The following is a 23493-nucleotide window of genomic DNA, read 5'->3' on the forward strand; positions in this document are numbered from 1 at the left end:
CTATCCTTTAACAGCCCCAATAGTGATACCTTTTAAGAAATACTTTTGCAACGCAAGGAATACTATAATCATAGGAATGGCACTGCATACGGCTCCTGCCATCATTGCTCCATAATCTTGCAAATTTTCAAATCGAAAACTTGTTAAACCAACTTGTAAAGTTCTCATACTATTAGTATTTGTTACTAGGAACGGCCAGAAAAAATTATTCCAATGACCAACGAAAGTAAAAATACCTAGAACTGCTAAGCCAGGCTTAGACATCGGGAGAATAATTTTCCAAAAGATTCCGAATTCACTACATGCGTCAATTCTTCCAGCATCAATAAGAGAACTTGGAAGTGAACTCATGAATTGCTTCATTAAGAAAATACTTCCCACACTAATCATTCCTGGTACAATTAAACCGACAAATGTATTTTCCAGTTGGAATGTATTTACAACCAAAATATAAAGCGGAATAAGAGTAACTTGTCCAGGAATCATCATCGATGAAAGCAAAATCCAAAAAATAGAGTTTCTCCCCGGAAATTTAAGCTTCGAAAATGCATATCCAGCTAATGCAGCAAAAAATACATTAATAATCGTGCTTACTCCCGCTACAATCGTACTGTTTAAAAACCATCTCGCCATTCCACCTACTTCAAAAATTCTTTTAAAAGCATCTAAAGTTGGCCTTTTAGGTATTAATTCTGGTGGGACAGCTGTAATTGCTGATGAATCCTTGAAGGAGGAACTGAGCATCCACAGTAAAGGAACGAAGGTGAATACCGCCCATATTCCTAAAATAATATAAACAACAGATAGTCCTATCCGTTTAAATGTCTTTCTTCTTAAATCTCTTTTCTCATCAAGTATAATTTGATATTGAGGATCAGTTACAGATTTAAGCTCCATATCAATTCCCCCTAGTATTCTACGTCACTAGACATATATTTAAATTGTAAGATCGAAATGACGATAATAATAAAACCTAAAATAAATGCCTCAGCAGAAGCTAACCCAAATTGATAATATTGGAAGGCATGCTGATAAATTAAATAGGCAATGGTTGTCGTGGCAAAGTTAGGGCCCCCTTGGGTCATCACATATGTAGCTTCAAATACTTGGAACGAGCCGATCACACCAGTGATTAGCATATAAAGTGTGGTTGGTTTTAATAATGGCCAGGTAATATTCTTTAATTTCGACCACCAGCTCGCAGCATCGATATCAGCAGCCTCATAAAGCGATCTCGGAATTCCACCCATTGCTGCCAAATATAGGATAACCCCACTCCCATGTCCTCCAATATATGTCATTAACATAATTGAGAATAATGCGGAACTAGAACTAGCAAGCCACATTTGTTGGTCTATTCCAAACCAACCTAAAATAATATTCATTAATCCTGATTGAGTAGGGTCGAACATCCATAACCAAATTAATGACATAGTTATTCCCGAAGTGACTGCAGGAAGATAAAATGAAGCCTTAAAAAATGTTTGAGAACGTTTATTAAGGGGAAAAATCATTAAAGCTAAGAAAAATGTAATAATGATATTCACCGGTACAGTACCTATTGTATAGATAACTGTATTTTTCATTGATTTCCAGAATATATCATTTTCTAGTAAATACTTATAATTATCTAATCCGATAAATTTTGATTCCATGATTCCATATTCTTGAAAACTCATGATAAAAGCCGTTATTAATGGATACACAGTAAAAACAAGAAATAAAAGAAATGGTAACGCAATAAATGCATAACACCAGCCATAATCCTTCATAAACTGTTTAAAGTTTTCCCATGACCATTTTTTAGGAGTCCCTCTTACTGCAAAGGCCATAGATTCATCCCCTCACTCTAATTCTATTAGTATAGATAGGGCTATCTTTAGGGGGAAGGCCCCCCCATCTTGACAGCCCTAGCAATTATTACTTAAGTACATTTTTGGCAACCTCTGACCATTCCTTAACGGCTTGTTCAGGTGTTAGTTCACCAGCTAAAAATCCTTGGAATTTTGGTCGTATTCCATCATTCAGAATTTGGTCTTGCTTTTGCGCAAGTTCTGGTTCTAATTTTGCACCCGGAACAACGTAATCCAATGTTCTTTTAATAAATTGACCGTTATCAGTATTTAATTGTAAGAGATCCTTATACATTTCTTGGCCAGATTTTCTTGCCGGTGGAATAAACATTGTTGCAGCTGTTACACTAGACTTCGTGCCAGTAATATATTTCAATACTTTCGCTGCATTATCAGTATGTTTATCTCCTTTATATTTCTTTTGCTTAAATAACCACATACCGCCACCACCGCCGGTAGCTACTTCTTTTTCTCCTTCATTATGTGGGAATGGAAGTAAAACAAAGTCGATTTTTTCACCTTTTGTTTTTCCTGCATCAATTTCTTTATTTCGATTATCATTAAAGCGGACTTGATACGGACCAGTTCTACCATAGATGCCAACCTCACCAGCAGTAAACATATCAATAACCTTTTGTTCATCAATACCAGCAGTTTCCTTTGGCATTACCCCTGTATCCATTAGCTTCTTCATGAATTTAAGCGTTTCAACAGCCTTTTCATCATTCCAATGGAATTTTCCATCTTCTGATACAGACTTTACAACACCGTTATTTCTCATTAAGTGGGTAAATGTTTCTTCATTTTTACCTTGAGTAGCAAATCCATAAACTTTCTTTCCATCTTTTGATTTCATTTTTGAAATTTTTTCTGAAATATCGTAAAATTCCTGCCATGTCCATCCATCTTTTTGAATTTTCGCTACATCAGCTCCAGCAGCTTCTAGCAACTTCTTATTTCCACCCCAGGTATGAATCGAAATCCATTGAGAAATAGCCCAAATCTTCCCATCACTCGAGAAATTATTTTTAGCAAATGGTTCTATGTCATCTAAGTCTTCCTGAGTTAAATATTTATCTAATGGAACCGCTAAACCTGTTTTTATATACTTTGGCTGCATAACAGAAAAGAAGATATCAGGAGGATTTCCTGAGTTTAAAGCAATATCAAACTTTTTATCTCCTTCTTCCCATGATAAAATTTCATATTTTACTTTAATATCTGGGTTATCTTTTTCAATATCAGCAATTAGTTCCTTTAAATGGTCCTCATAGCCCTTTTGGCCAGTTTCCTTATTTTCTCGATAATGTGGAAACGTCCAAACTGTGATTACATCTTTCCCATCCTTTGACTCCCCACTTGATTCCTTACTACTACAGCCAACCATTGAAACAACTAGTATCAATGAAACAAATAAGACCAGTAGCTTTTTCATATACTTTCCCCCTATCATTCATAACTGTGATAATAAATGTCTAAAATGATATGTGACCGTTCCCTTCCCCCTCACCTCCTTAGTAGAAAAATAATTTTTTACATTTGAGCAATAATGTTTGGTAGTGTAATAGGCAATTTACCTTCTACCTGCTTCTCACCATATATCGCTTCTGCTGCTGTTCTTAATGCAGGCGTTGTAAATTCATAAGTACAAATATACCCAGGAATATCAGGAAGATTCGATAAATCATAAGGACTTCTCGTTGCTACAACTATCACTCTTTTATTAACCTCGAAAACTTTTTCGACTAACTTTATTTGATTACTACCTTTCTGCGCTGATAATGTCGCAATGATTACGGTATCGAATTGTTTGGCTTTTTTTGAGATTTCTTGTATTTCATCATCTGTTGGCGGGTTCGATAGTTTAACCACCTCTGCAGATGGGTGGATCTCTTTAATCGATTCACCTAAAGAAAAGGTAGAGTATCTTTTATCTTCAACCACCATTGTAGATATGTTTTCAGGATAAACCATTAATACCCTATTTGCTTTGTCATTTAATAACGGTAAAATCCCACCATCATTCTTGACTACTGTTACCCCTTGGCGATAGACCTCATTGACCATTTCTAAATGTTCCTTACCCCCCACTAATTCTGGTACTTTTCCTTTTTCATTAAGAGGTATATCATCCCAATTTAAGTATGTTTCTTTCAGCTTAGTGATCCGACTTAGAGCAGACTCAATAACACTATTTTCAATTTCCCCTGACTCTACTGCTTCAATAACTGCCTCAAGGGACCTTATTTGAGGAGTATAGTTATGTGAAATCATGACTAAGTCGACCCCTGCCTTAATAGCCTCTACTGCACCCTTTGGTGTTCCGAATGTTTCCGATACAGCTTTCATCTCCATGCAATCCGTTGTTACTACCCCGTCGAAATGTAGTTTCTCCCGTAGTAGACCACTGATAACCTTTTTAGATAATGTTGCCGGAAGACCTGCTTGGCTTTCTATCGCAGGGAAACAAATATGCGCAGTCATAACAGTATCTGCTCCATTATTAATGCACTCTTTAAAAGGAAGTAACTCGGTAACTTCTAATCTTTCTAAATCATGTTCTATCGTTGGCAGATCTAAATGAGAATCTACACTCGTATCACCATGTCCAGGAAAATGTTTTAACGTCGTGATAACTCCAGCATCCTGCATGCCTTTCATAAGTTGTTGACCTAATAATGAAACATTTGATGGTGTCTCTCCAAAAGATCGTACACCAATAACAGGATTTTCAGCATTATTATTAACATCCAAAACGGGAGACAAATTCCAATTGATGCCCAAGGCTTTAAGTTCTTTCCCCGTAGCATTACCAACTTTAAAAGCGTTGTCTGGGTTATTAGTTGCTCCTAATAACATGGCACCTGGAAATACAGTAGTACCTTCGCCTAGTCTGCGAACGGCACCATTTTCCTGATCTGTACATATTAATAATGGATGTTTATGACCTGCTTCCTTAGCCTCCCTCTGCAATTCCGTAGTTAAATGAAGAACCTCTTCAGGTGTTCCAATATTTCTTCCAAATAAAATAATGGCACCTAAATGATAATCTCGGATTAATTGTTTAATTTCAGGTGTAGCTTCTTTTCCATTAAAACCAAATACCATTAATTGACCTACTTTTTTCTTTAAGTCCAAACCATTCCCTCCAATCTATAGTTCAAAGCCCGGAATAATAGACCCCTTTCTAACATTCGCTCCAACAGGAAACTTCAGAGTTTGTGCATATTGGGTTCGATTCACACATCCTCTCACCGTGCCTAGTGCTTTATAGTAATCATAATAACGAAAGGACTTTGAATTCATAATGAACCAATAATTGGACAATGCTTCTAAATATGTATCAAACTCCTCCGATACATCAATGAAAACATCTGGTTCATATCCCTCCATATCCTCCCAGTTTTCACTATGGTAAAAGCCGTAATAATGGGGTGGCAGTCCGTCTAAGTCAAATCCAGGGAGACCAGCCTTAAGTTGAGCAGCTTGAACAATTTTGGGACATAGTGCATGGTCTGGGTGGATACTATTCACCCAATGGGTAATCACCACATTAGGTTTAAGCTTTCGCATTAAAGTTGCTACCTTTGTAATAGTTGCATCATCACAGGTCAATTCTGCATCTTTATAATCTAGAGTTATACTTTTGCCCCCTAGAATTTTAGCGACTTTTTCGGCCTCTTCTATTTTTTGTATTCTATAGTCTTCTACTGAAATGTTTACTGGATTTCCTTTTTCACCTGCAGTTAAATGAACAAAGGTTACCTCATGCCCGGCCTTCGCATATTTATGTGCAATCGCTCCAGCCTGTATTTCCGCATCACCACAATGAGCACCTAAAACCACTAAATGCATAATGATACCTCCAAATTGTTAAAAGTAAGAACGAATCAAATTATGTAAGCGAGGACGTAAACGGATAATGCCATCCTTTCTCCCTAAATGAACACGATTGGTTAATAAGATGACATGGAGCTTTATTTCTGGATCAAACCAAATACTAGTTCCTGTAAAACCCGTGTGTCCATAAGAGTTATTGGAAAACAAATCTCCACATGAGGAATATGTGTCACTCTTTAGCATCCAACCTAATCCTCTATATTCCTTATCAAATGGAGTGAAATTTTGCTTTGCTAATGAAAGAACTGAACTTGATAAAATTCGCTTGCCTTTATACAATCCTTCGTTTTCAATCATCAATGCATAATTTCGTAAATCTTTAATTGTAGAGAATAAACCGGCATGACCGCTTATTCCTCCCATACTTTCTGCGTTTTCATCATGAACAATGCCCGCCTTATAATCACCAATTGTTTCATTAAACTCTGTTTCAGCATATTGCTCACGATTATGCTTTGGGTTAAATCCTGTATCTTTCATTTCAAGCGGATTGAAAATTTCCCTTTGAATAAAGTCTTCAAATTTTTCTTTTGTGACAATTTCAATTATTTTATATAGTAGAATGAGTCCAAGATCGCTATATACTACCTTTTCACCAACTTTTGATGTCAAAGGTTCTCGACATATTTTCTCGATTATCTGATCTTTATTTAACTTTTCTTTGTAAAACGGTCGATGTGCTGGAAGTCCTGATGTATGGGTTAATAAATGCCTTAAAGTGATTTCTTTGATGTGGAAATTTGGAAGATAGAAATGAACTGAGTCGTCAAGTCTGATTGTACCTGTTTCTATTAATTTCAATATAGCTGGTAATGTAGCGACTACCTTTGTCAAGGAAGCAAGGTCAAATACTGTATCATTATGCATAGGCTTTTTCTCTGGATATACAACACGATTTCCTATCGATTCTTGTAGAAGCGTTTGACCTTGGTGGGTAATCTGAATAACAGCACCTGGAATATTCCCTAAAAGAATCTCATGCTGGAGGAATTGAATCACCTTATTTTTCACAGGTTACTGTGCCTCCTTTCGCCTTTTCAATTGCCTCATGAACAAATCCATTTGTAACACCCAGTAAATGTTTGGCTTTTTCAAAGGAAACTCCACCGAGAAGCATAACGATTGCTGGCTTTACTTTTTGATCGGTCTTATTTAATATGTTTGCTGCTTCTGTATAGCTAACTCCTGTAATGTTTTTCACAATATTTCTAGCTCTTTCGATGAGTTTGATGTTACTTGGATTCAAATCAACCATCAAATTACCGTATACTTTGCCAAGTTTTATCATCGTAGCTGTAGTAAACATATTTAACACCATTTTTTGTGCAGTAGCAGATTTTAGGCGAGTCGAGCCTGTTAATATTTCCGGGCCAACGATTACTTCAATACCCAAATCAGCATAATGACTAATTTCAGCTTGTTCATTACATGAAAGTGCAATGGTTTTTGCGCCTATACTTCTGGCATATTCTAGTGCGCCAATAACATAGGGAGTTCGACCACTGGCGGCTATTCCGACTACTATATCCATTTCTTTTAGTTGTCTATCTTGTAAGTCTTTTGCTCCATTCTCTCTATTGTCTTCTGCCCCTTCTACAGCGGTAAACATGGCTGTGTTGCCGCCTGCTATAATTCCCTGTATCAATTCAGGAGGAGTGCAAAATGTTGGTGGACATTCCGAAGCATCAAGGACACCTATTCTTCCGCTCGTTCCGGCACCAATATAAAATAATCTTCCTCCATTTGATAGAGCCGTATAGATCAACTCAATTCCTACTGATATTAATGGAAGGACCTTTTTTACTGAAGCAGCAACAGTGTAGTCCTCATCATTCATCAGCTCGATAATTTCTAATGTCGAAAGTTGATCAATATTATTTGATCGATTATTTGTTTGTTCTGTCATTAATGTTGAAAGATTTACTTTCATTTCCACACGCCTTTCCAAGCATTACGTAATACTCAAGATAAGAATACTTATTAATAGGTTTAGTCTAAACTTTTACTATATTTAGCATAGCTTTTCCATTTGGTATAACCTAGTTTCCCATAGAAATCTACCAACCCCGTCCAATCTATGACAATATCATTAATCCCACGTGATCGAAGGACGGCAATTCCAGCTTCCACGATGGCTATACCATAACCTTTCTTTCTTTCCGAAGAATCTACACCTAGAGGGCCAATTCCACCTAATGCTCGATTCAATAGAGGTGACCAGTACACATTTTGAGCAATAAATGGTGATTCGGGGTCATTTACTCGGCAAAAACCTATGATTCTATTATTCTTTTTCAAGACTACAAATTCACGTCCTGTTCCACCTTTATTAAAATAGTGGAGGGCCTCATATTCCCACCTACCCGGAAAACAGCGATGTAAGAAGCTTAATAGTTCATCCTTTTCCGTTTCTTTAAGTAAAGTAAAATCTACTTTATCCTTAATGGGCATTGGTGAAGTTAATTCTTTACTATAGTGGGAGATTAAATCATAATCATAGCCATTATTTATATATCCTTGTTTTTCAAACCATGGGTTAGTCGCTTTACATTCAGAGGGAATTCCAGGGAAATAATGCCATGGGTCCCTACCTAATAATATTTCCTGAACACCGGCTACTGCTAATGCATTTTCTGCGTGTTCTAGTAACTTTTGGCCGATCCCCTGATTTCGATGATCTGTTGCAACTAAGAGAATTTGAATCCATCCAACCCTATTACTTAATTGAACAGGGCAATTATCCTCATTCCATTTCTTAGATACTACAAATCCTATAATTTTATTATCATTATCAAGAGCGATTGCAGAACCTGATAAATAAATATTTTTATCATCAAAGCTATTTTGCTTAAATAACTCTTCCCTCATTGGATAATGCTTACCGAGTTCTTCATTCCATAAATTTACTAATTCCTTTAGTTTCCCCTCATCCCAATTGGTTAAGCGCAAGTTTTTCACCCCTTTTCTTTCGTACGTAAAAAAAAATAATAAAAAACAGTCACAATACATGTAATATTATTTCAGAAACATCAAAAATAAAATTCTCTAAATAATGGTAGCGCTGTCATTTATTTAAAGAATTTATAAATCCTGATATAAGTAATTATAATTAATATTCATTATTTTTCAACTATTTTTAAAATAAAATTACACTTTTTTATTTTTACTGACTAATGAAAGTTACCATATATCTTTTAATTCATTTAGTGAAGATACGATAATATCCGGAATAGGAGATTCAGTTAGCGAATTTAATTGATGTTGTGTTTCCCTTTTCCATTTCGATTCTAAGATTTTTTTTATTTCTACATCCTTACTTCTTTGGTCAGCCTTAATTATAAGTAAGTGATATGGTAGCTGACGATAAATAAAAACTGAATAAATCCCAAATGCATTTGCTAATTGAACATCATCATCCAGTCTGTCACCTATATGTGCTATGATTTCTCCATCCTTAGTAAGTGATTGAAGAATTCTATGATCTGGCTTACCATACCCTACTTGATCAGGTGTAATAATTCTTTCAAAATAGCGAGTCAGTCCTAATTCCCTCATTACAGGATATTGATATTTATAAAAGCCATTTGTTACAGCTGCCAATGAGTACCCTCTTTCTTTTAAATATTCAAGAACAGATAAAGACTCATCCTCTAAGAGATAAACTTTTGGAAATGTTGAATGTTTTTCCACCAATTCTTCTATATTGATGCGTAACTCTAATTGCTGTTTTCTAATATGTTGTTCAACGATGTCATCCCAGTCGTAAGCTTCTACGGTTCTTTTATTTTTCACTCTTAAATAATGTTCATTAAAAAGCTCTTGAATAACATTATATTCATAGCTGCATTTATCTATAATATTCCTCTGTACCTCTGGAAAAACATACTTTACGAATGGATTTTGCATAATTGTCCCATCCAAATCAAATGTTAGCCATTTTTTCATTTCATCGCCCCCGATGTAAGTCCTTCAATAAATTGTTTAGAAGCAAACAAAAAAGCTATGATCATGGGTAAAGATGATATGGATAGCCCTGAAAACAGTAAGTTCCAATCCGTATCATATTCACCAAATAACGTTAACATTCCTAGTGGAATTGTACTTTTATCATCATCATGAATAAAAATTAGTGGGTAAAAAAAATCATTCCAAACACTAATTAAATTAACAATCCCAACGATGGCTAAAGGGGGCTTCATTAACGGTAAGATAATCTTGTAATACACCTGAAATTCATTACAACCGTCAAGACGTGCCGACTGGTCTAAATCTTTTGGTAGCGAACGAAAAAATCCGTAAAACACAAAAACTGCAAAGGGAATCCCACCAGCAACATATATAATTACAAGTGAAGAAAGAGAATCCAGTAAATTTAATTTCATCATAATCATATAAAGAGGAAGAATAGCCAATTTCATAGGAAGCATTAGACCAAGCATAAAGAAAAATAGAATGTAAGTATTCCATTTATAAGCATATCTTGATAAATAATATGCTGCTAAAGAGGATACAAAAAGGATGAGAAAAATGGAAAGTGCACTAACATAGATGCTATTCCATAAATAACCGCTAAAGTTCACTTTATTCCAAACAGTTAAGTAATTTTCAAGAGAAAAAGATTTAGGTAACCCTAGCGGTGAAGTTAATATTTCTAAGTTTGATTTAAAGGAAGATACAATCATCAAGAAAACTGGATACAAAGCTAAAAAGGAAAAGATTAATAAAATTGTATACTTAATCGTTTGTGGAAATCTTTTTATCATCAATTTTCCTCCCTTATTGTTCAAATTCCCTCTTTTTGAAGAAAAATAATATGATGGCAGTTGCTGCTGCAATAATAAGAAATAAAACAACTGCTAAAGCTGATCCTAAACCAATGGCTTCACCACCATCAACAGTTCCGAATGCTAAACGGTAGAAATAGGTAGCTAATACATCTGTTGAATAATAAGGGCCGCCTGATGAGCCTTGCATGGCAAAAATTAATTCGAATGTCTCAAATGAACCGATAAAGGTAAGTATTGTTTCAATCATAATGGCTGGCATGATCATTGGTATCGTAATCTTCAGTATCATGGTTAGACCTTTTGCACCATCCATTTTCGCTGCCTCAAAAATATCCTCAGGAATCGCTTGAAGACCCGCAAGGAATATTAAGATGGCAAAGCCTAAACCATACCAACTATTCACTAAAATAATTGTATATAATGCCGTGTCGGGATCCCCTAACCAAGGTTGTGCTAAACTCTCTAGACCTATTATTTTTAAGAATGTATTAAGTGCACCATATGTCGGATTAAGGATTAAGCTAAATAGAAAGCCTACTACAATGACTGATAAAAGTTTTGGTACAAATAATACGGTTTTAAAAAACTCCTTGCCTTTTATTTTACTATTAATGATTAACGCTAATATAAATGCAACAATTAATTTCGTTAAAACGGTCCCAATAAAAAAAATGATATTATGCCAAAAAGCATTATTAAATGTTTCTTTAAAAGGGGATTCAGTAAAAAGGCGAACAAAATTTTCTAACCCTATAAATGAATCCTTATGCATTCCTTTAAAGGAGAAAAAACTATTTAGGAAGGCAGACAAGATTGGATATATTTGAAATACGATATAAAAAAATAGGGCCGGCATTAAAAATAAGTGAACAAGATGTTTTCTAGGATTTCTTGCTTTTCTTATTGCGGGCATATATTTCACATCTTTTTTCTGTTCATTCATGACTTCTCCCCCCTTGTTAAGGACCATATTCAGTTAAGCTTAAAATTCCAGCCTAACTGAATATAAATAAAGGTGTTTATTGCTTTTTAAACCACTTATCCAATGACTTTTGTGTCTCTTCAATCACGTCATCAGCGGTTAACTTATCAATATACATTCCCTGCAGGGCATTTTCAAAAGTCGTTTTAGTTGTCGGACTACCATCACCTAAATGCACAAGCATAAAGTAAGGTGTATTACTTTTTTCACTCATCTCAGTCAATTTTTTAACTAGAGGGTGTTTAGGAGTAACTCCAGGAATCGCACTCATCCGATTAAGCTCATCACTAAACATTTGCCCGAATTTTTTAGATGCTAAAAATTCCATAAACTTCAGGGCCTCTTTTTGGTGTTTTGAAGCCTTAACCACACCATAAGATCCATCTACCCATGTAACTGATGGGGTATCACCACCTTCTGTATTAGCTACAGATGGTAAAATGTCTATTGGTAAATCTGGATTATTTTGTTCAAAAGACTCTAACCGGTAGTCACCATTGATATACATTGCAGCCTTCCCTGTATAGAACAAAGCCTGTGCATCTTTATCTTCAATCGCGACAAAATCTTTAGGGAAGAATGGTTCAAGTTCCTTCATCCGCTTAATAGATTCTACAAATCTAGGATCATGTAAATTTACTTCGCCTGTTAGAAACTCTTCTACAAATTGATTACCATCATAAGTTGTTGCACCAATTACACTATGGGTCAATGAAAGAAGATAACTAGCTTTACCTGACTGGGCAATTGGTACGATATCTTTACTTTGAAATTCCTTCGAAACTTGAAGTAGTTGGTCCCATGTTTTTGGAGGCTCTAGCCCATTTTCTTTAAATAACTGTGTATTATAAAAAATAACTGCAGAATTTAGTGTCAATGGTACACCATATACTTTTCCGTCACTTCCTTTAGCTGCGTCTAGGTATTCCTTAGGTATATCCGTAAGCCCTTTCACATTATCTAAGGGTAATAAATATCCTGAATCCGCAATTGTCGTAGCCCCTTGATAAGGTCTTAACTGAATAATATCTGGACCTTTTCCAGAGGATAAAGCATTCGTTAAAATCGTTCCATATTCGGTAGACTTAAAGGGTTTAAATTTCACCTCAACCCCTCTATTTTCCTTTTCAAATTCATCAATAAACTTTTCATATGCCGCCTTATCTTCAGGCCTCCAGCTATAAATGGTTAATTCAACCTTATTTACTTTCTTTTCACTATCAGATGACGAAGAGGAACAGCCTGCAAGAAAAATACTTGATACAAATAAAATGGTAATAAAATATATTAAGCATCTTTTCATCTATTTTGTCTCCTTTCATAATCCAGCTTCAAATCTTTACAATACATTGTCGGCAATTTTAATATTGAGGAATAAATAGAATGAGATTAGTCCACTACATATATATGGCGTTAGATAACCCTCCTTTTATCATTAGTAAATTCATCGAAAATGTTTTCTAAGGAATGATTGAAGATGATAAGCACTTATTCTTGTTAGCTTGTGATCTACGAAAGGAGATAAATGATTAGAAGAATGTTAGGTGTGATGTTTAATTTTTTTAACTCTTAAAGTGCTAATATATAATATTAATGTTTCGATATTTTTATTATAAAAATAAAATAATATTTCAGTCACAAGGTAATTTTCTTCTGATAAAAAAGAGTAGGCAGTATGAAGTGAGGTTCATACTGCCTTTATTCACTGTCCGAAATTATTTTACAGTGATTGTATTGCTTTCCACACTTTCATTATGCAAACGGTCTAGTGCGGTAACAACATAAGTATAAGTTTTATTAAGCTTAGCCGTTTTATCCAAGATTACTTGGTTTTCGGATGTTTTTCGAACTGTCATTAGCAAATATTTAGAACTATTTATACTTCCTTTTTGTTTCCCATCAAATCGATATACAGCATAATAGGCAGTATCATTTTCCTTTTGATCTTCTACAGTCAGTTGAACACCACTTCGTTGATGAACTCCATTCCGAAGCTTTGGCATTTTTGGAGCAGTATCGTCCAACCATGGCATCGTTGGAATGAGTGCTGGAGATTTATATAGATCATTCATTAGGCGATTTTTGATACCAAGTGGATTTCGAATTAAATTCTTTAAACTAAAATGAACGCTACCATGTATATCATTATAGTTCCTCATCAAGTTAATTTGTTTTGAGTATTCCTGCGAATTGGACCAAGCAGGATCTGAATTATTATTTATCTTATAGGCAGCCTGACCAATGTATAAATGGATTGGTTTTCCGGCAATTTCTTTTCTCCACCAGGCACTTAACACATCAAATGAAGCAGGTTTATACCCAATGCTCCAATAAATTTGTGGATTAATATAATCCAGACTTCCATTTTGAATCCATTGCCTTGTATCCGCATATAAATCATCATAATTCGTTTGTCCAGCTTTTGTATTAGATCCTGACGGGTCATCTGCTATATTTCTCCATACACCAAATGGACTGATTCCAAATTTCACATATGATTTTTCATTTTTAATAGAAGTGTTAATTTTTGCAACTAATTTATTTACATTGTCTCTTCTCCAGTCACCTTTATTAGTAAATTGCTTTGAACCATAGCTTTTATAGCTGCGGTTGTCTGGAAATTCTACACCAGCTATTTTATAAGGATAAAAATAATCATCCATATGGACACCATCAATATCATAATTTTTGACAACTTCCATAATGCCATCGACGATGAAATCCTGAACTTCAGGTATACCCGGATCATAGTATAATTGTTTTCCATAGCTTAAAACCCAGTCAGGATGCTTTCTTGCTGGATGATCTTTAGAAAGTTTCTTTATATCCTTGTGGTTCATTGAAATTCGGTAAGGATTAAACCATGCATGAAATTCTAAATTCCGTTTATGTGCTTCTTGAATCATAAATTCTAATGGGTTATAGCCAGGGTTCTTCCCTTGTGTACCAGTAAGATACTCAGACCAAGGACCATACTTAGAAGGATAAAAGGCGTCAGCAGTTGGTTTTATTTGTACAATCACTGCATTCATGCCCATGCCCTTTACATCATTTAGTAATTTCATATATTCTTCTTTTTGTTTTTTTATCGATAATCCTTTTTTGGACGGCCAATCGATATTGTTTACAGTGGCAATCCACACAGCCCTGAATTCTCTTTTTGGTGAAATTACCTCTTTTGCATCGATGCTTTTAGATGGAAATAAGGCAACTAGCAATATTATTGCAACTAAAGCAAATCCACTTTTTTTCATCATCATCCTCCTATTATTTATATGTCCATTTAAGGAAGATTATAGCAATATTTGGAGAATGATAGAACAAAAGATTCATAGATTTAATCAAACGGGTAATTTAGCACAGTAGTATGAATAATTAGTTTATTTAAGTTAGCTAGTCTCCCTTATATATAAAGTTTTTATCTCCTGTAGGTGATAAGGTTATAGAACCAAGGATCACCTGTTTATTCGAACCCGTTGCCTGAGGAACATTAGAGCATTGCTGATGAATTGTTTCATTTGCTAGGATGGCAAAGGCAATTGCTTCTTTAGCATCTGAGGAATAGCCTAGATCCTCTTGTGTATAAATTTTGTAATCTGGTAATAGTCCTTTAAGCATATTTATTAAAGTACGATTATGGCTACCGCCACCACCTAGAATTATTTCGTCAATTTTGACTTTTGGAAAGACAAACTTTTTGTATGCATCATATATTGAATAAGCCGTATAATACGTAACTGTAGCAATCAAATCCTGATCAGACATCTGGGGATAATTCTTAAGGATTTTTTCCGTATAAGTATTCCCAAAAAGCTCCCTACCTGTTGACTTAGGCGGCTGTTTGTGAAAATAAGGATTTCTCAGCCATGTAGCAACTAGCTCCTTATGAACCCTTCCCTTTGCGGCCCAATTTCCATCACAATCATATGCCAAACCTAGTCTTTTTTTACATACTTCATCAATAATCATATTTCCTGGACCCGTATCAAATGCAAAAAGATCCTTGATTTCCCCACCTTTTGGCAGGACTGTGACATTCCCTATACCACCAATATTTTGCAATGCTCTCCCTTTAGAATCATTTTGATAAATTAAGTAGTCAGTATAAGGTACAAGTGGCGCTCCCTCCCCCCCAGCTGCTATATCCATTGATCGAAAATTAGAAATAACTGTTATTCCTGTTTCATAGGCGATAACAGAAGGTTCTCCAATTTGTAGAGTTGATTGAACGATGTTGTCAGTTTCTTGTGGGATGTGAAAGACCGTTTGCCCATGTGAGCCAATAGCATGAATTTGATTCAAAGGGATATCTGCTTCTTTACAAACTTGTTTAACTGCATTTGCGAAAAGCTTTCCTAGCTTGAAGTTCATACTCGTAATCCTTGCAATATTTGACTCTTCTACATTCATACATTGTAAAATTTCCTGCTGTATCTCCTCTGAAAAAGGAACACTAATAAAATGAATAAGTTCTGCTTTGGTCCTTAATCCCCATTCATTTATCCGAACAATTGCTGCATCAATACCATCAATGGATGTTCCAGACATAAGTCCAACTATTAATTTTTCCAGTTTGACCACCCCACTTTTTCTTTCATCGATTCAATTTATATATTTCAGAAATAGCAAGCGCACCAGTGGCCGGTATACAATCCGATTCTAAAAAAATACTAGACGGTAGCTCTTTTGATATTGTTTGTTGAAAAGCTTGTTGTACAAAGATGTTTTTTTCGAGCAAACTACCTTTGCATCCAATTGACACAGAATTTTCCAGACCTAATTTTTTGATAAGCCTTATTGTTTGGTTACCTAGTTCCGTACCCGCTTTACGAAATATTTCCTTTGCTTCTTGACTTCCTTCTTTCGCTTGAAGATAAACAATATATGAAAGAGAGGCAATTTCTCCTTTTGTTGCTTGATAAATAAATCCCTTTAATTCATTTGCATCCCTCATGCCTAGATGATTTAAAATAGATAAAGAAAATGGAGAATATGTTATTCCCGTTTCCTTTTCTCCTATTATTTGTTTACAGGCTTGAATAGCGATATCATACGAACTTCCTTCATCCCCCAATAGATGTCCCCAACCACCTGCATATTCCTCTTTTTCTCCATTCCTTCCATATGAAATAGAACCTGTACCTGCAATTGTAAGGACGCCATCATTTAATTCAAAAATAGAATGGTATGCGAGGACAGCATCGTTGACAAGAATAATAGGTAGAGCTGTTGTTTGTTTAAGATATTGATTTATTTTTTGGCGATTCTCCCCAGCTTCAATACCAGCAATTCCTGCAACAACTTGTTTACATTGCGGACCATAAGGGCTCTCTAAACACGCATTCAGAACATCTAAAATATTTGATACAGCAGCTTCAAAAACAATATTCGGATTTCCATATCCAGAATCCACCTCAAAGACTATCTCTTTATTTTCTGTTAGTATAAGTGCTTTAGTCTTTGTCCCACCTGCATCAATACCAATAATATATGACATCAGCTTCCCCCTATTGTTATCCTCTTTGAATTTTATCGATTTAAACCCACTTTATTTTAAATTTGCCCCCACCACTAATAAACTTAAGGAGGTTTTTATCCTCATCGATTACCTCGCCAATCACATTTACCTTTTCATTAGCAGCTAAATTCGTTTTTGTAATTTGTATTTCCCCTTGATAGCGCCCATAATTGCTATTATCTACCGTAATTGAGCCCATCCTGCGTTCAATCATATGTTCAGGCTCAACCGGTCTTTTTCCAATTAATCCATATTCCCTAGATTCCATTGAACGAATACAATCCCTCGCTGAGTCTAATCGATTGGTTTGAGCATTCTCCATTATTGCAATAAGTTCTTTGTCCTTGGTAAACGCCCTTGCTCTTAACAGAAAGCAGTCTTCGTTTATGAAGGTATAGAACTGTTCAAGAGTCTCATCGCTTAGCTGTACATCGCCTACTAATATTTTATTAACTCCTTCCTTAAAATGTAAATCACAATAAGCAGTAAATGGAGATACTTTTCTATGATCCTCTAATGTTGGTAGTCCTTCAAATAGCGGGGCGCGGAGTTTTCTATCTCCAGGAATAAACGCCATCGTTTTTATTCCTTCAGATGCTAACCATTTATTTTTCACTTGGAAATCCTCACGCCCAAGACCTGTTTCAGGTCGAGGATAAAAATTATGCCAAGCCTCCGTTGAGGATAAATTTAAACTAAAAGACTTTAATTTTTCTAATGCGCTTTGATTTAACGTACTAGCATTTAGAGCAATCTTTAATTTATGAGATAGCTTAGCAATCATATCTTCACTTACACCATAATCAATACGAAGACCTGTTAGTCCCCATGATAATAGTTGATCCGCAGTTTCCCATGAATAACCTAAATATTGTAGTGACTTCGGTGAGATGTCAGCAATTAGTTCCATATCATTATTTCGTGCAATAGTTCCAAGTTCCATTAGTCTATCTTTAAATAGATTTGGATTATCCTCTGGAATATGTAGTGATGTAAAAATTGATTTAAATCCTCTTTTTGATACCCTTTCAATATACTCCCTTTGTCCACTAATTGGCTCTGATAAATATACGGATATTCCTAGCAAAGCAATCACTCCTCGGTTAATCTTATCATTAGGCTCTATTCTCAAACATTTTCGCTATTTTAGGTAATTTTTACAAATAAAAAAGTTGAAGACTGAGAATCTCCATAAGACGCTGAACCCATTACAAAAGCAGCAAACTAGACAAGAACAGCCTATAATAATAAAAGGGAGGATCGTCCTCCCTTTTTATTATTAAATATCTTCCGCCATTTCCTCTTTAAATCCAAATAAATAAGTGAATAAAAAGCCAAATGCGTAAGCAATAATAATTCCTATTAAATATAATAAATATTTATTATCTGCAATGAGCATTGTAAGTGATAGACCAGAAACCCCAATACTAGTAGCTGCAGTTTTAACTACTGCCTGAAAGGCTCCACCAACTGCTGCACCTAAACATGCAGTAATAAATGGCCTTCCAAGTGGAACAGTTACCCCATATAAAAGTGGCTCACCAATTCCTAGGAAACCAGCAGGAAGTCCACCTTTAATAATGTTTCGTAATCTTTTATTCTTCGTTTTTACAAATATAGCAATTGCTGCACCAACTTGACCCGCACCTGCCATTGCTAGTATTGGTAAAAGCGGTGTATTTCCAAGCTGATTCATTAACTCAACATGTATAGGTGTGAGACCTTGATGTAACCCAACCATAACGAGTGGTAGGAAAAATCCTGCTAATAACGCTCCTGCAACTACACCACCGAAATCTAAGATTGCATTAATACCACTTGTGATTCCATCAGATAAAAGTCCTGCAACCGGCATTACAATAAATAAAGATAAAATAGCAACAATCAAAATGGTAATAAGTGGTGTAAAGATAATATCAATTGAGTTTGGCATAATTTTCCTTACTTGCTTTTCTACAACAACCATTAACCACGCAGCAAAAATAACACCGAATAGGCCACCTCGCCCTGGAATGAGAGCGTCTCCAAAAATATGAATATCAGCTAAGCCTGGATTAAATAAGAACATCCCTGCAATCGCACCAAGTACTGGTGTTCCACCAAATTCCTTTGCTGTATTCCATCCAACCAAGACACCTAAATAAGTAAAGATACATCCACCAAGTAAAAGAAGGATCTTCATCCAAGTCAATTCTGGGTCTACTCCAGCATTTTTTGCAAAATTCGCTGCTCCATTGATTAAACCGGATGCAACTAAACCAGGAATAAGCGGAATGAAGATGTTTCCTATACTTCTTAGAAAGTTTTTAAAAGGCGTATTATTTTTTTTCTTCATGTTTGCTTTTTTTAACTGAGCTTTTTCTTCAAAGGACAAATCACCAGATTCTGCTGCCTCTCCGACTTTTAACCCTGTCATATTACTTAAAACATCTGAAACCTTATTTACTGTCCCAGGCCCAACAACAATCTGCAGTGTTTCATCATCAATTACACCCATAACCCCATCGACCTTTTTTAATTGGTCGATATTCACTTTGTTTTGATCCTTTAACTTTAGTCTAACACGTGTCATACAGTGGGCAAGTTGTCTAATATTTTCCTTTCCACCAATATGCTCTAGAATACCTTCAGCTATTGCTTGTTCTTTTTTCATCATTTCTCCCCCCAATGGGCTTATAGTGCTTTTCTTATAAATCCATTCGCCTTTTTTAGACTTACCAACGCTTCTTCATATGAGCATTGAAGTAGAATCATTACAATGGCTGCTTTGACATTATGATTAGCCTTTTCGAAGTACTCACTTGCGATTTCATAATCAACTTCTGTTGATTGCATAATAATCCGTTTTGACCGTTCGACAAGCTTTAGATTCGTTGATTGAACATCAACCATTAAATTCTTATAGACCTTGCCTATACCGATCATTGATGCAGTGGAAATCATATTTAAGATTAGCTTCTGAGCTGTACCAGCCTTTAATCGTGTTGAACCAGTTAATATTTCAGGTCCTGTCTCAACCTCAATAAAAACACTTGCATATTTACTTATTTCTGCAGCTTTATTACAGCTTACGCTCACCGTTTTAGCCCCTATTTCGCTCGCATACTTTAGAGCACCTATTACATATGGTGTACGCCCACTTGCTGCAATACCTATCACAGTATCTTTATTCGATAGAGTGATACTTGCTAGGTCCTTCCCGCCTTGTTCTTCATCATCCTCGGCGCCCTCAACAGCTTCGGTAAACGCTTTCACACCACCTGCAATAAAACCTTGGACCATTTCTGGTGGTGATCCGAATGTTGGCTTACATTCAACAGCATCTAAAACTCCTAGTCTTCCACTAGTACCTGCACCTATATAAATTAATCGTCCCCCTTCTTGAAATGATTGGATAACGTAGTGAACGGCTTTTTCAATACTATGAATTTCCATAGCAATGGCTTGAGGCACTGTTTGGTCTTCTCGATTCATCGTTTCTAAAATTTCATGAATTGACATGACATCTAGATTCATCGTGTTGTCATTGCGTTTTTCTGTAGTCAGTTTTTCAAGCATAGTACCATCCTTTAAATTTTATTTCTTAATTTCATTTTATATATTAGAAATAAAATGTCAATATAATCTATTAAAATTTGAATTAATATTTTAAAACCGTATTTTATAAAAGATTTTAATATAAAAAAACTCGGTATTTCTACCAAGTTTTTCTAAGTTATATACTAGATTTAGTCTGTAAGAATAATACTATTATTTATGCTTAACACTCTTTACTGCCTCTTCAATTCTCTTCATTGCATTCTCCAATCTTTCTCGTGGACATGCAATATTCATCCGTACAAAGGAATCACCATTTTGACCGAATTTATATCCTTCATCAAATTTAATCTTTGCCTCATTTAAGAAATATTGAAATAATTCTTCTCCTTTCATACCAAGTTGGCTACAGTCAAGCCAGATAAGGTGGGTTGCTTCTGGTTGGATAGGAATAATCTCAGGAATCTGTGTTTTAAAATAATTTAAGACATATTGCAGATTTTCCTCCAAGTAAACAAGCAATTCCTCAAGCCAATATTCACAAGACTCATATGCAGCAATTGTTCCTTCTACCCCGAATACATTCGGCCTCATTAAACCGAACTGAATAAGCTTTTGCTGATATTGTTCTCGAAGGTCCTTGTTTGGAATCATGATAATCGATGTTTGTAATCCTGCTACATTAAAGGTTTTACTTGGTGCAGCACATATAATACTTTGATTCTTGATTTTTGGATTCACTTCAAATAATGGATGATGTTGATTTCCTTTATACACAAGATCTCCATGCATCTCATCCGAAATAATCCACACATTGTGTTTTAAACATATTTCAGCAACTCTATTCAATTCATCAATCGTCCATACTCTTCCAACAGGATTGTGAGGACTACATAAAATCAATACACTTGCTTTTGGATTGCTTGCTTTTTCCTCTAAATCAGCGAAATCCATTTCATATGTACCATTTTTATAAACAAGTGAATTTTGTACAATTTTACACTGATGATTTTCAATACTACTATAAAAAGGATAATATACAGGTTCTTGAACAATCACATGTTCTCCTGGCTTTGTTAAAATCTGAAGAAGGATATTAATTCCTGGGATAATCCCTGGGCTAAATGATATCCACTCTTTATCTATATCCAGGTCGAATCTTTTTTTCCACCACTGGATAATCGAAAGATAGTAACGATCACAAAAAGTTGTATAACCATAAATACCATGTGCAGCTTTTTTCACCATCGCTTGCATAATTTCAGGTGCTACTTGAAAGTCCATATCTGCTATACACATTGGGATAATTTCATTAGGATCAGGTATACTCGACCATTTAACCGAATGTGTACCCGTCCTTACCACACAATCATTCCAATTCATTTTATAATCCCCCTATTACTCATACATCTACATAGCTTTAATATAACTTAGGGCAAACAATAAGAAAAGGCAAGCGCTTAATAAACAAATGCAAAAAAGAACTTTCATTTTGATCTGAACCCAAAAAGTTAGACACGAATTTTAAGCAGCTTCCTTGGCATGAGTACGGTATTGAATCGGACTCATGCCTTTTAATTTTGCCTTAATTCGTTTGTGATTGTAATAGTGAATATACTTCTCTAATTCTTCTTTGAAATGCGCCATACTGTTAAATTCTTTAAGATAAAGCAGTTCACTCTTTAATAAGCCGAAAAAATTCTCTATCACCGCGTTATCTAAACAATTCCCTTTACGAGACATGCTTTGTGTAATTCTATGTTCTTTTAATGCATGTTGATACTTCTTCATCTGATAATGCCAGCCCTGATCAGAGTGAAGAATAGGGGTATCGCAATCTTCTAATCTCTTAAAAGCCTTGTCCAACATCTTTGAAACAAGTGCGTAAACTGGGCGTTTTTCAACATTATATGCAATAATTTCTCCGTTATAAAGGTCAAGGACTGGTGACAAATATAGCTTTTCCCCATGTAAATGAAATTCCGTTACATCGGTTACCCACTTCTCATTTGGCTTTGTTGCTTGAAAATCACGTTCTAAAATATTTGGGGCGATTTTTCCTACTTTTCCACGGTATGAACGATACTTTTTCATGCGGATAAGACATTTTAACCCCATCTCATTCATTAAGCGGTGCACCGTTTTATGGTTTAGTTTTATACCACGATTACGCAATTCTAAGGTGATACGACGATAGCCATATCGACCTTGGTGTTCATCAAAAATCTGTTGGATCACTTCTTTCACTTCTTTATATTTATCTGGTTTATTCATTTGGTTTACCCAGTAATAATACGTACTGCGAGGAATTTCAGCCACTTTTACTAAATCTTTCACTTTAAATTCCTGCCTTAGTTCATAAATTACTTTCGCTTTGTCTTGTACTGTAATCTTTCCTTTTCTTGAACTAAGGCATTCAACTTTTTTAAATAGGCGTTCTCCATACGTAAACGTTCAATTTCAGCGAGTAGTGCTTCTGGTGATCCTTCTACTGGTTGAGTTTTCTTTGATTCCTTTTTCATGGATGGACGCCCCTTCTTTTTCGGTTGTAGAGCGTCTATCCCTTGTGTTTCAAATAAACGTTTCCAATTCCACACAGTGCCAGAGTCAGGAATGTTAAAGACTGTGGTGGTTTCATTAATGGACGCTCCCATTTCATTTATATAATGAATTACGTCCATTTTAAACTCAACCGAATAATTTGTATATGTTTCCCGAAAAGCTTCCAATCCATGTTGTCGATACTTCGCTACCCATTTTTTTAACATCGTTGTACTGACATTATGGCGTTTTGCTGTATCTTTGAAAGATTCCACACCTTTAAGGTAGTCTTGAATAGCATTTAATTTAATTTCCAGTGAATATTTCGTCATAAAAAAACTGCACCTCCAATTGTTAGTTGTGTCTAACAATTGG

20 protein-coding genes are annotated in these 23493 nt (G+C 35.3%); all 20 read right to left on the reverse strand.

The annotated features are described in order from the left end of the window. Entirely contained in the window at positions 1–744 is a 744-nt protein-coding gene (locus tag MHI39_RS25375) for a carbohydrate ABC transporter permease (RefSeq protein WP_235813394.1), read from the reverse strand. A gap of 164 nt (positions 745–908) precedes the next feature. Next, positions 909–1832, reverse strand: coding sequence for a sugar ABC transporter permease (locus tag MHI39_RS25380; RefSeq protein WP_078110345.1), 924 nt, complete (start codon positions 1830–1832; stop codon positions 909–911). 88 nt (positions 1833–1920) lie between these two features. Continuing rightward, positions 1921–3288, reverse strand: a complete 1368-nt coding sequence (locus MHI39_RS25385; protein WP_058005734.1) for a sugar ABC transporter substrate-binding protein — start codon at positions 3286–3288, stop codon at positions 1921–1923. 98 nt (positions 3289–3386) lie between these two features. Continuing rightward, on the reverse strand, positions 3387–4991 hold the full coding sequence (nagZ, locus tag MHI39_RS25390) for a beta-N-acetylhexosaminidase (protein ID WP_259548441.1): 1605 nt from the start codon (positions 4989–4991) through the stop codon (positions 3387–3389). A gap of 15 nt (positions 4992–5006) precedes the next feature. Then, entirely contained in the window at positions 5007–5708 is a 702-nt protein-coding gene (locus MHI39_RS25395; protein ID WP_058005733.1) for a PIG-L deacetylase family protein, read from the reverse strand. Between the two features lie 18 nt (positions 5709–5726). Beyond that, positions 5727–6764 carry a serine hydrolase domain-containing protein gene (locus MHI39_RS25400; RefSeq protein WP_058005732.1) on the reverse strand — a complete coding sequence of 346 codons (1038 nt, stop codon included), beginning with the start codon at positions 6762–6764 and terminating at the stop codon, positions 5727–5729. Further along, entirely contained in the window at positions 6754–7683 is a 930-nt protein-coding gene (gene murQ, locus MHI39_RS25405; RefSeq protein ID WP_058005731.1) for an N-acetylmuramic acid 6-phosphate etherase, read from the reverse strand. Before murQ (MHI39_RS25405) ends, MHI39_RS25400 begins: the two co-directional genes overlap by 11 nt. A gap of 59 nt (positions 7684–7742) precedes the next feature. Continuing rightward, positions 7743–8702 (reverse strand): GNAT family N-acetyltransferase, encoded by a 960-nt coding sequence (locus tag MHI39_RS25410; protein ID WP_058005730.1) that lies wholly within the window; start codon positions 8700–8702, stop codon positions 7743–7745. 231 nt (positions 8703–8933) lie between these two features. Continuing rightward, positions 8934–9698 (reverse strand): HAD family hydrolase, encoded by a 765-nt coding sequence (locus MHI39_RS25415; protein ID WP_058005729.1) that lies wholly within the window; start codon positions 9696–9698, stop codon positions 8934–8936. Further along, a complete protein-coding gene (locus MHI39_RS25420; protein ID WP_058005728.1) occupies positions 9695–10516 on the reverse strand; it encodes a carbohydrate ABC transporter permease in 822 nt (273 codons plus the stop codon). Before MHI39_RS25420 ends, MHI39_RS25415 begins: the two co-directional genes overlap by 4 nt. 13 nt (positions 10517–10529) lie before the next feature. After that, positions 10530–11483: a sugar ABC transporter permease gene (locus tag MHI39_RS25425; protein ID WP_079991321.1), complete on the reverse strand. Its 954-nt coding sequence runs from the start codon at positions 11481–11483 to the stop codon at positions 10530–10532. Between the two features lie 76 nt (positions 11484–11559). Further along, positions 11560–12825 carry an extracellular solute-binding protein gene (locus MHI39_RS25430; RefSeq protein ID WP_251346238.1) on the reverse strand — a complete coding sequence of 422 codons (1266 nt, stop codon included), beginning with the start codon at positions 12823–12825 and terminating at the stop codon, positions 11560–11562. Between the two features lie 412 nt (positions 12826–13237). Next, on the reverse strand, positions 13238–14782 hold the full coding sequence (locus tag MHI39_RS25435; protein ID WP_058005726.1) for a glycoside hydrolase family 10 protein: 1545 nt from the start codon (positions 14780–14782) through the stop codon (positions 13238–13240). Between the two features lie 133 nt (positions 14783–14915). Next, positions 14916–16070, reverse strand: a complete 1155-nt coding sequence (gene anmK / locus MHI39_RS25440; protein WP_058005725.1) for an anhydro-N-acetylmuramic acid kinase AnmK — start codon at positions 16068–16070, stop codon at positions 14916–14918. 46 nt (positions 16071–16116) lie between these two features. Next, a complete protein-coding gene (locus tag MHI39_RS25445; protein ID WP_058005724.1) occupies positions 16117–17019 on the reverse strand; it encodes a BadF/BadG/BcrA/BcrD ATPase family protein in 903 nt (300 codons plus the stop codon). A gap of 40 nt (positions 17020–17059) precedes the next feature. Further along, entirely contained in the window at positions 17060–18136 is a 1077-nt protein-coding gene (locus tag MHI39_RS25450) for a MupG family TIM beta-alpha barrel fold protein (RefSeq protein ID WP_310795848.1), read from the reverse strand. 183 nt (positions 18137–18319) lie between these two features. Continuing rightward, complete coding sequence (locus MHI39_RS25455; protein WP_058005722.1) at positions 18320–19693, reverse strand: PTS transporter subunit EIIC; 1374 nt, start codon at positions 19691–19693, stop codon at positions 18320–18322. A 20-nt stretch (positions 19694–19713) separates the two neighbouring features. After that, the gene (murQ, locus tag MHI39_RS25460; RefSeq protein ID WP_058005721.1) at positions 19714–20598 is read right to left on the reverse strand and encodes an N-acetylmuramic acid 6-phosphate etherase; all 885 of its coding nucleotides are present in this window, start codon (positions 20596–20598) and stop codon (positions 19714–19716) included. A gap of 192 nt (positions 20599–20790) precedes the next feature. Beyond that, positions 20791–21960, reverse strand: a complete 1170-nt coding sequence (locus MHI39_RS25465) for a MalY/PatB family protein (RefSeq protein ID WP_058005720.1) — start codon at positions 21958–21960, stop codon at positions 20791–20793. Positions 21961–22101: 141 nt separating this feature from the next. Further along, positions 22102–23450, reverse strand: a protein-coding gene (locus tag MHI39_RS25470) for an IS3 family transposase (protein ID WP_259547056.1) whose coding sequence is annotated in 2 segments (ribosomal slippage) — positions 22102–23006 and positions 23006–23450 — 1350 coding nt in all. Because the reading frame shifts where the segments join, the coding sequence is not laid out codon by codon here. Positions 23451–23493 lie beyond the last annotated feature (43 nt).

This window comes from Heyndrickxia sp. FSL K6-6286, assembly GCF_038630395.1.
GTDB classification, from domain to species: Bacteria; Bacillota; Bacilli; order Bacillales; family Bacillaceae_C; genus Heyndrickxia; species Heyndrickxia oleronia.

Excerpts from the sequence above, each read along its gene's own strand:
- MHI39_RS25375 (WP_235813394.1), bottom strand. The coding sequence starts at position 744 with ATGCTCAGTTCCTCCTTCAAGGATTCATCAGCAATTACAGCTGTCCCA.
- MHI39_RS25380 (WP_078110345.1), bottom strand. The coding sequence starts at position 1,832 with ATGGCCTTTGCAGTAAGAGGGACTCCTAAAAAATGGTCATGGGAAAAC.
- MHI39_RS25385 (WP_058005734.1), bottom strand. The coding sequence starts at position 3,288 with ATGAAAAAGCTACTGGTCTTATTTGTTTCATTGATACTAGTTGTTTCA.
- MHI39_RS25395 (WP_058005733.1), bottom strand. The coding sequence starts at position 5,708 with ATGCATTTAGTGGTTTTAGGTGCTCATTGTGGTGATGCGGAAATACAG.
- murQ (WP_058005731.1), bottom strand. The coding sequence starts at position 7,683 with ATGAAAGTAAATCTTTCAACATTAATGACAGAACAAACAAATAATCGA.
- MHI39_RS25415 (WP_058005729.1), bottom strand. The coding sequence starts at position 9,698 with ATGAAAAAATGGCTAACATTTGATTTGGATGGGACAATTATGCAAAAT.
- MHI39_RS25420 (WP_058005728.1), bottom strand. The coding sequence starts at position 10,516 with ATGATAAAAAGATTTCCACAAACGATTAAGTATACAATTTTATTAATC.
- MHI39_RS25425 (WP_079991321.1), bottom strand. The coding sequence starts at position 11,483 with ATGAATGAACAGAAAAAAGATGTGAAATATATGCCCGCAATAAGAAAA.
- MHI39_RS25430 (WP_251346238.1), bottom strand. The coding sequence starts at position 12,825 with ATGAAAAGATGCTTAATATATTTTATTACCATTTTATTTGTATCAAGT.
- MHI39_RS25435 (WP_058005726.1), bottom strand. The coding sequence starts at position 14,782 with ATGATGATGAAAAAAAGTGGATTTGCTTTAGTTGCAATAATATTGCTA.
- anmK (WP_058005725.1), bottom strand. The coding sequence starts at position 16,070 with ATGTCTGGAACATCCATTGATGGTATTGATGCAGCAATTGTTCGGATA.
- MHI39_RS25445 (WP_058005724.1), bottom strand. The coding sequence starts at position 17,019 with ATGTCATATATTATTGGTATTGATGCAGGTGGGACAAAGACTAAAGCA.
- MHI39_RS25455 (WP_058005722.1), bottom strand. The coding sequence starts at position 19,693 with ATGAAAAAAGAACAAGCAATAGCTGAAGGTATTCTAGAGCATATTGGT.
- murQ (WP_058005721.1), bottom strand. The coding sequence starts at position 20,598 with ATGCTTGAAAAACTGACTACAGAAAAACGCAATGACAACACGATGAAT.
- MHI39_RS25465 (WP_058005720.1), bottom strand. The coding sequence starts at position 21,960 with ATGAATTGGAATGATTGTGTGGTAAGGACGGGTACACATTCGGTTAAA.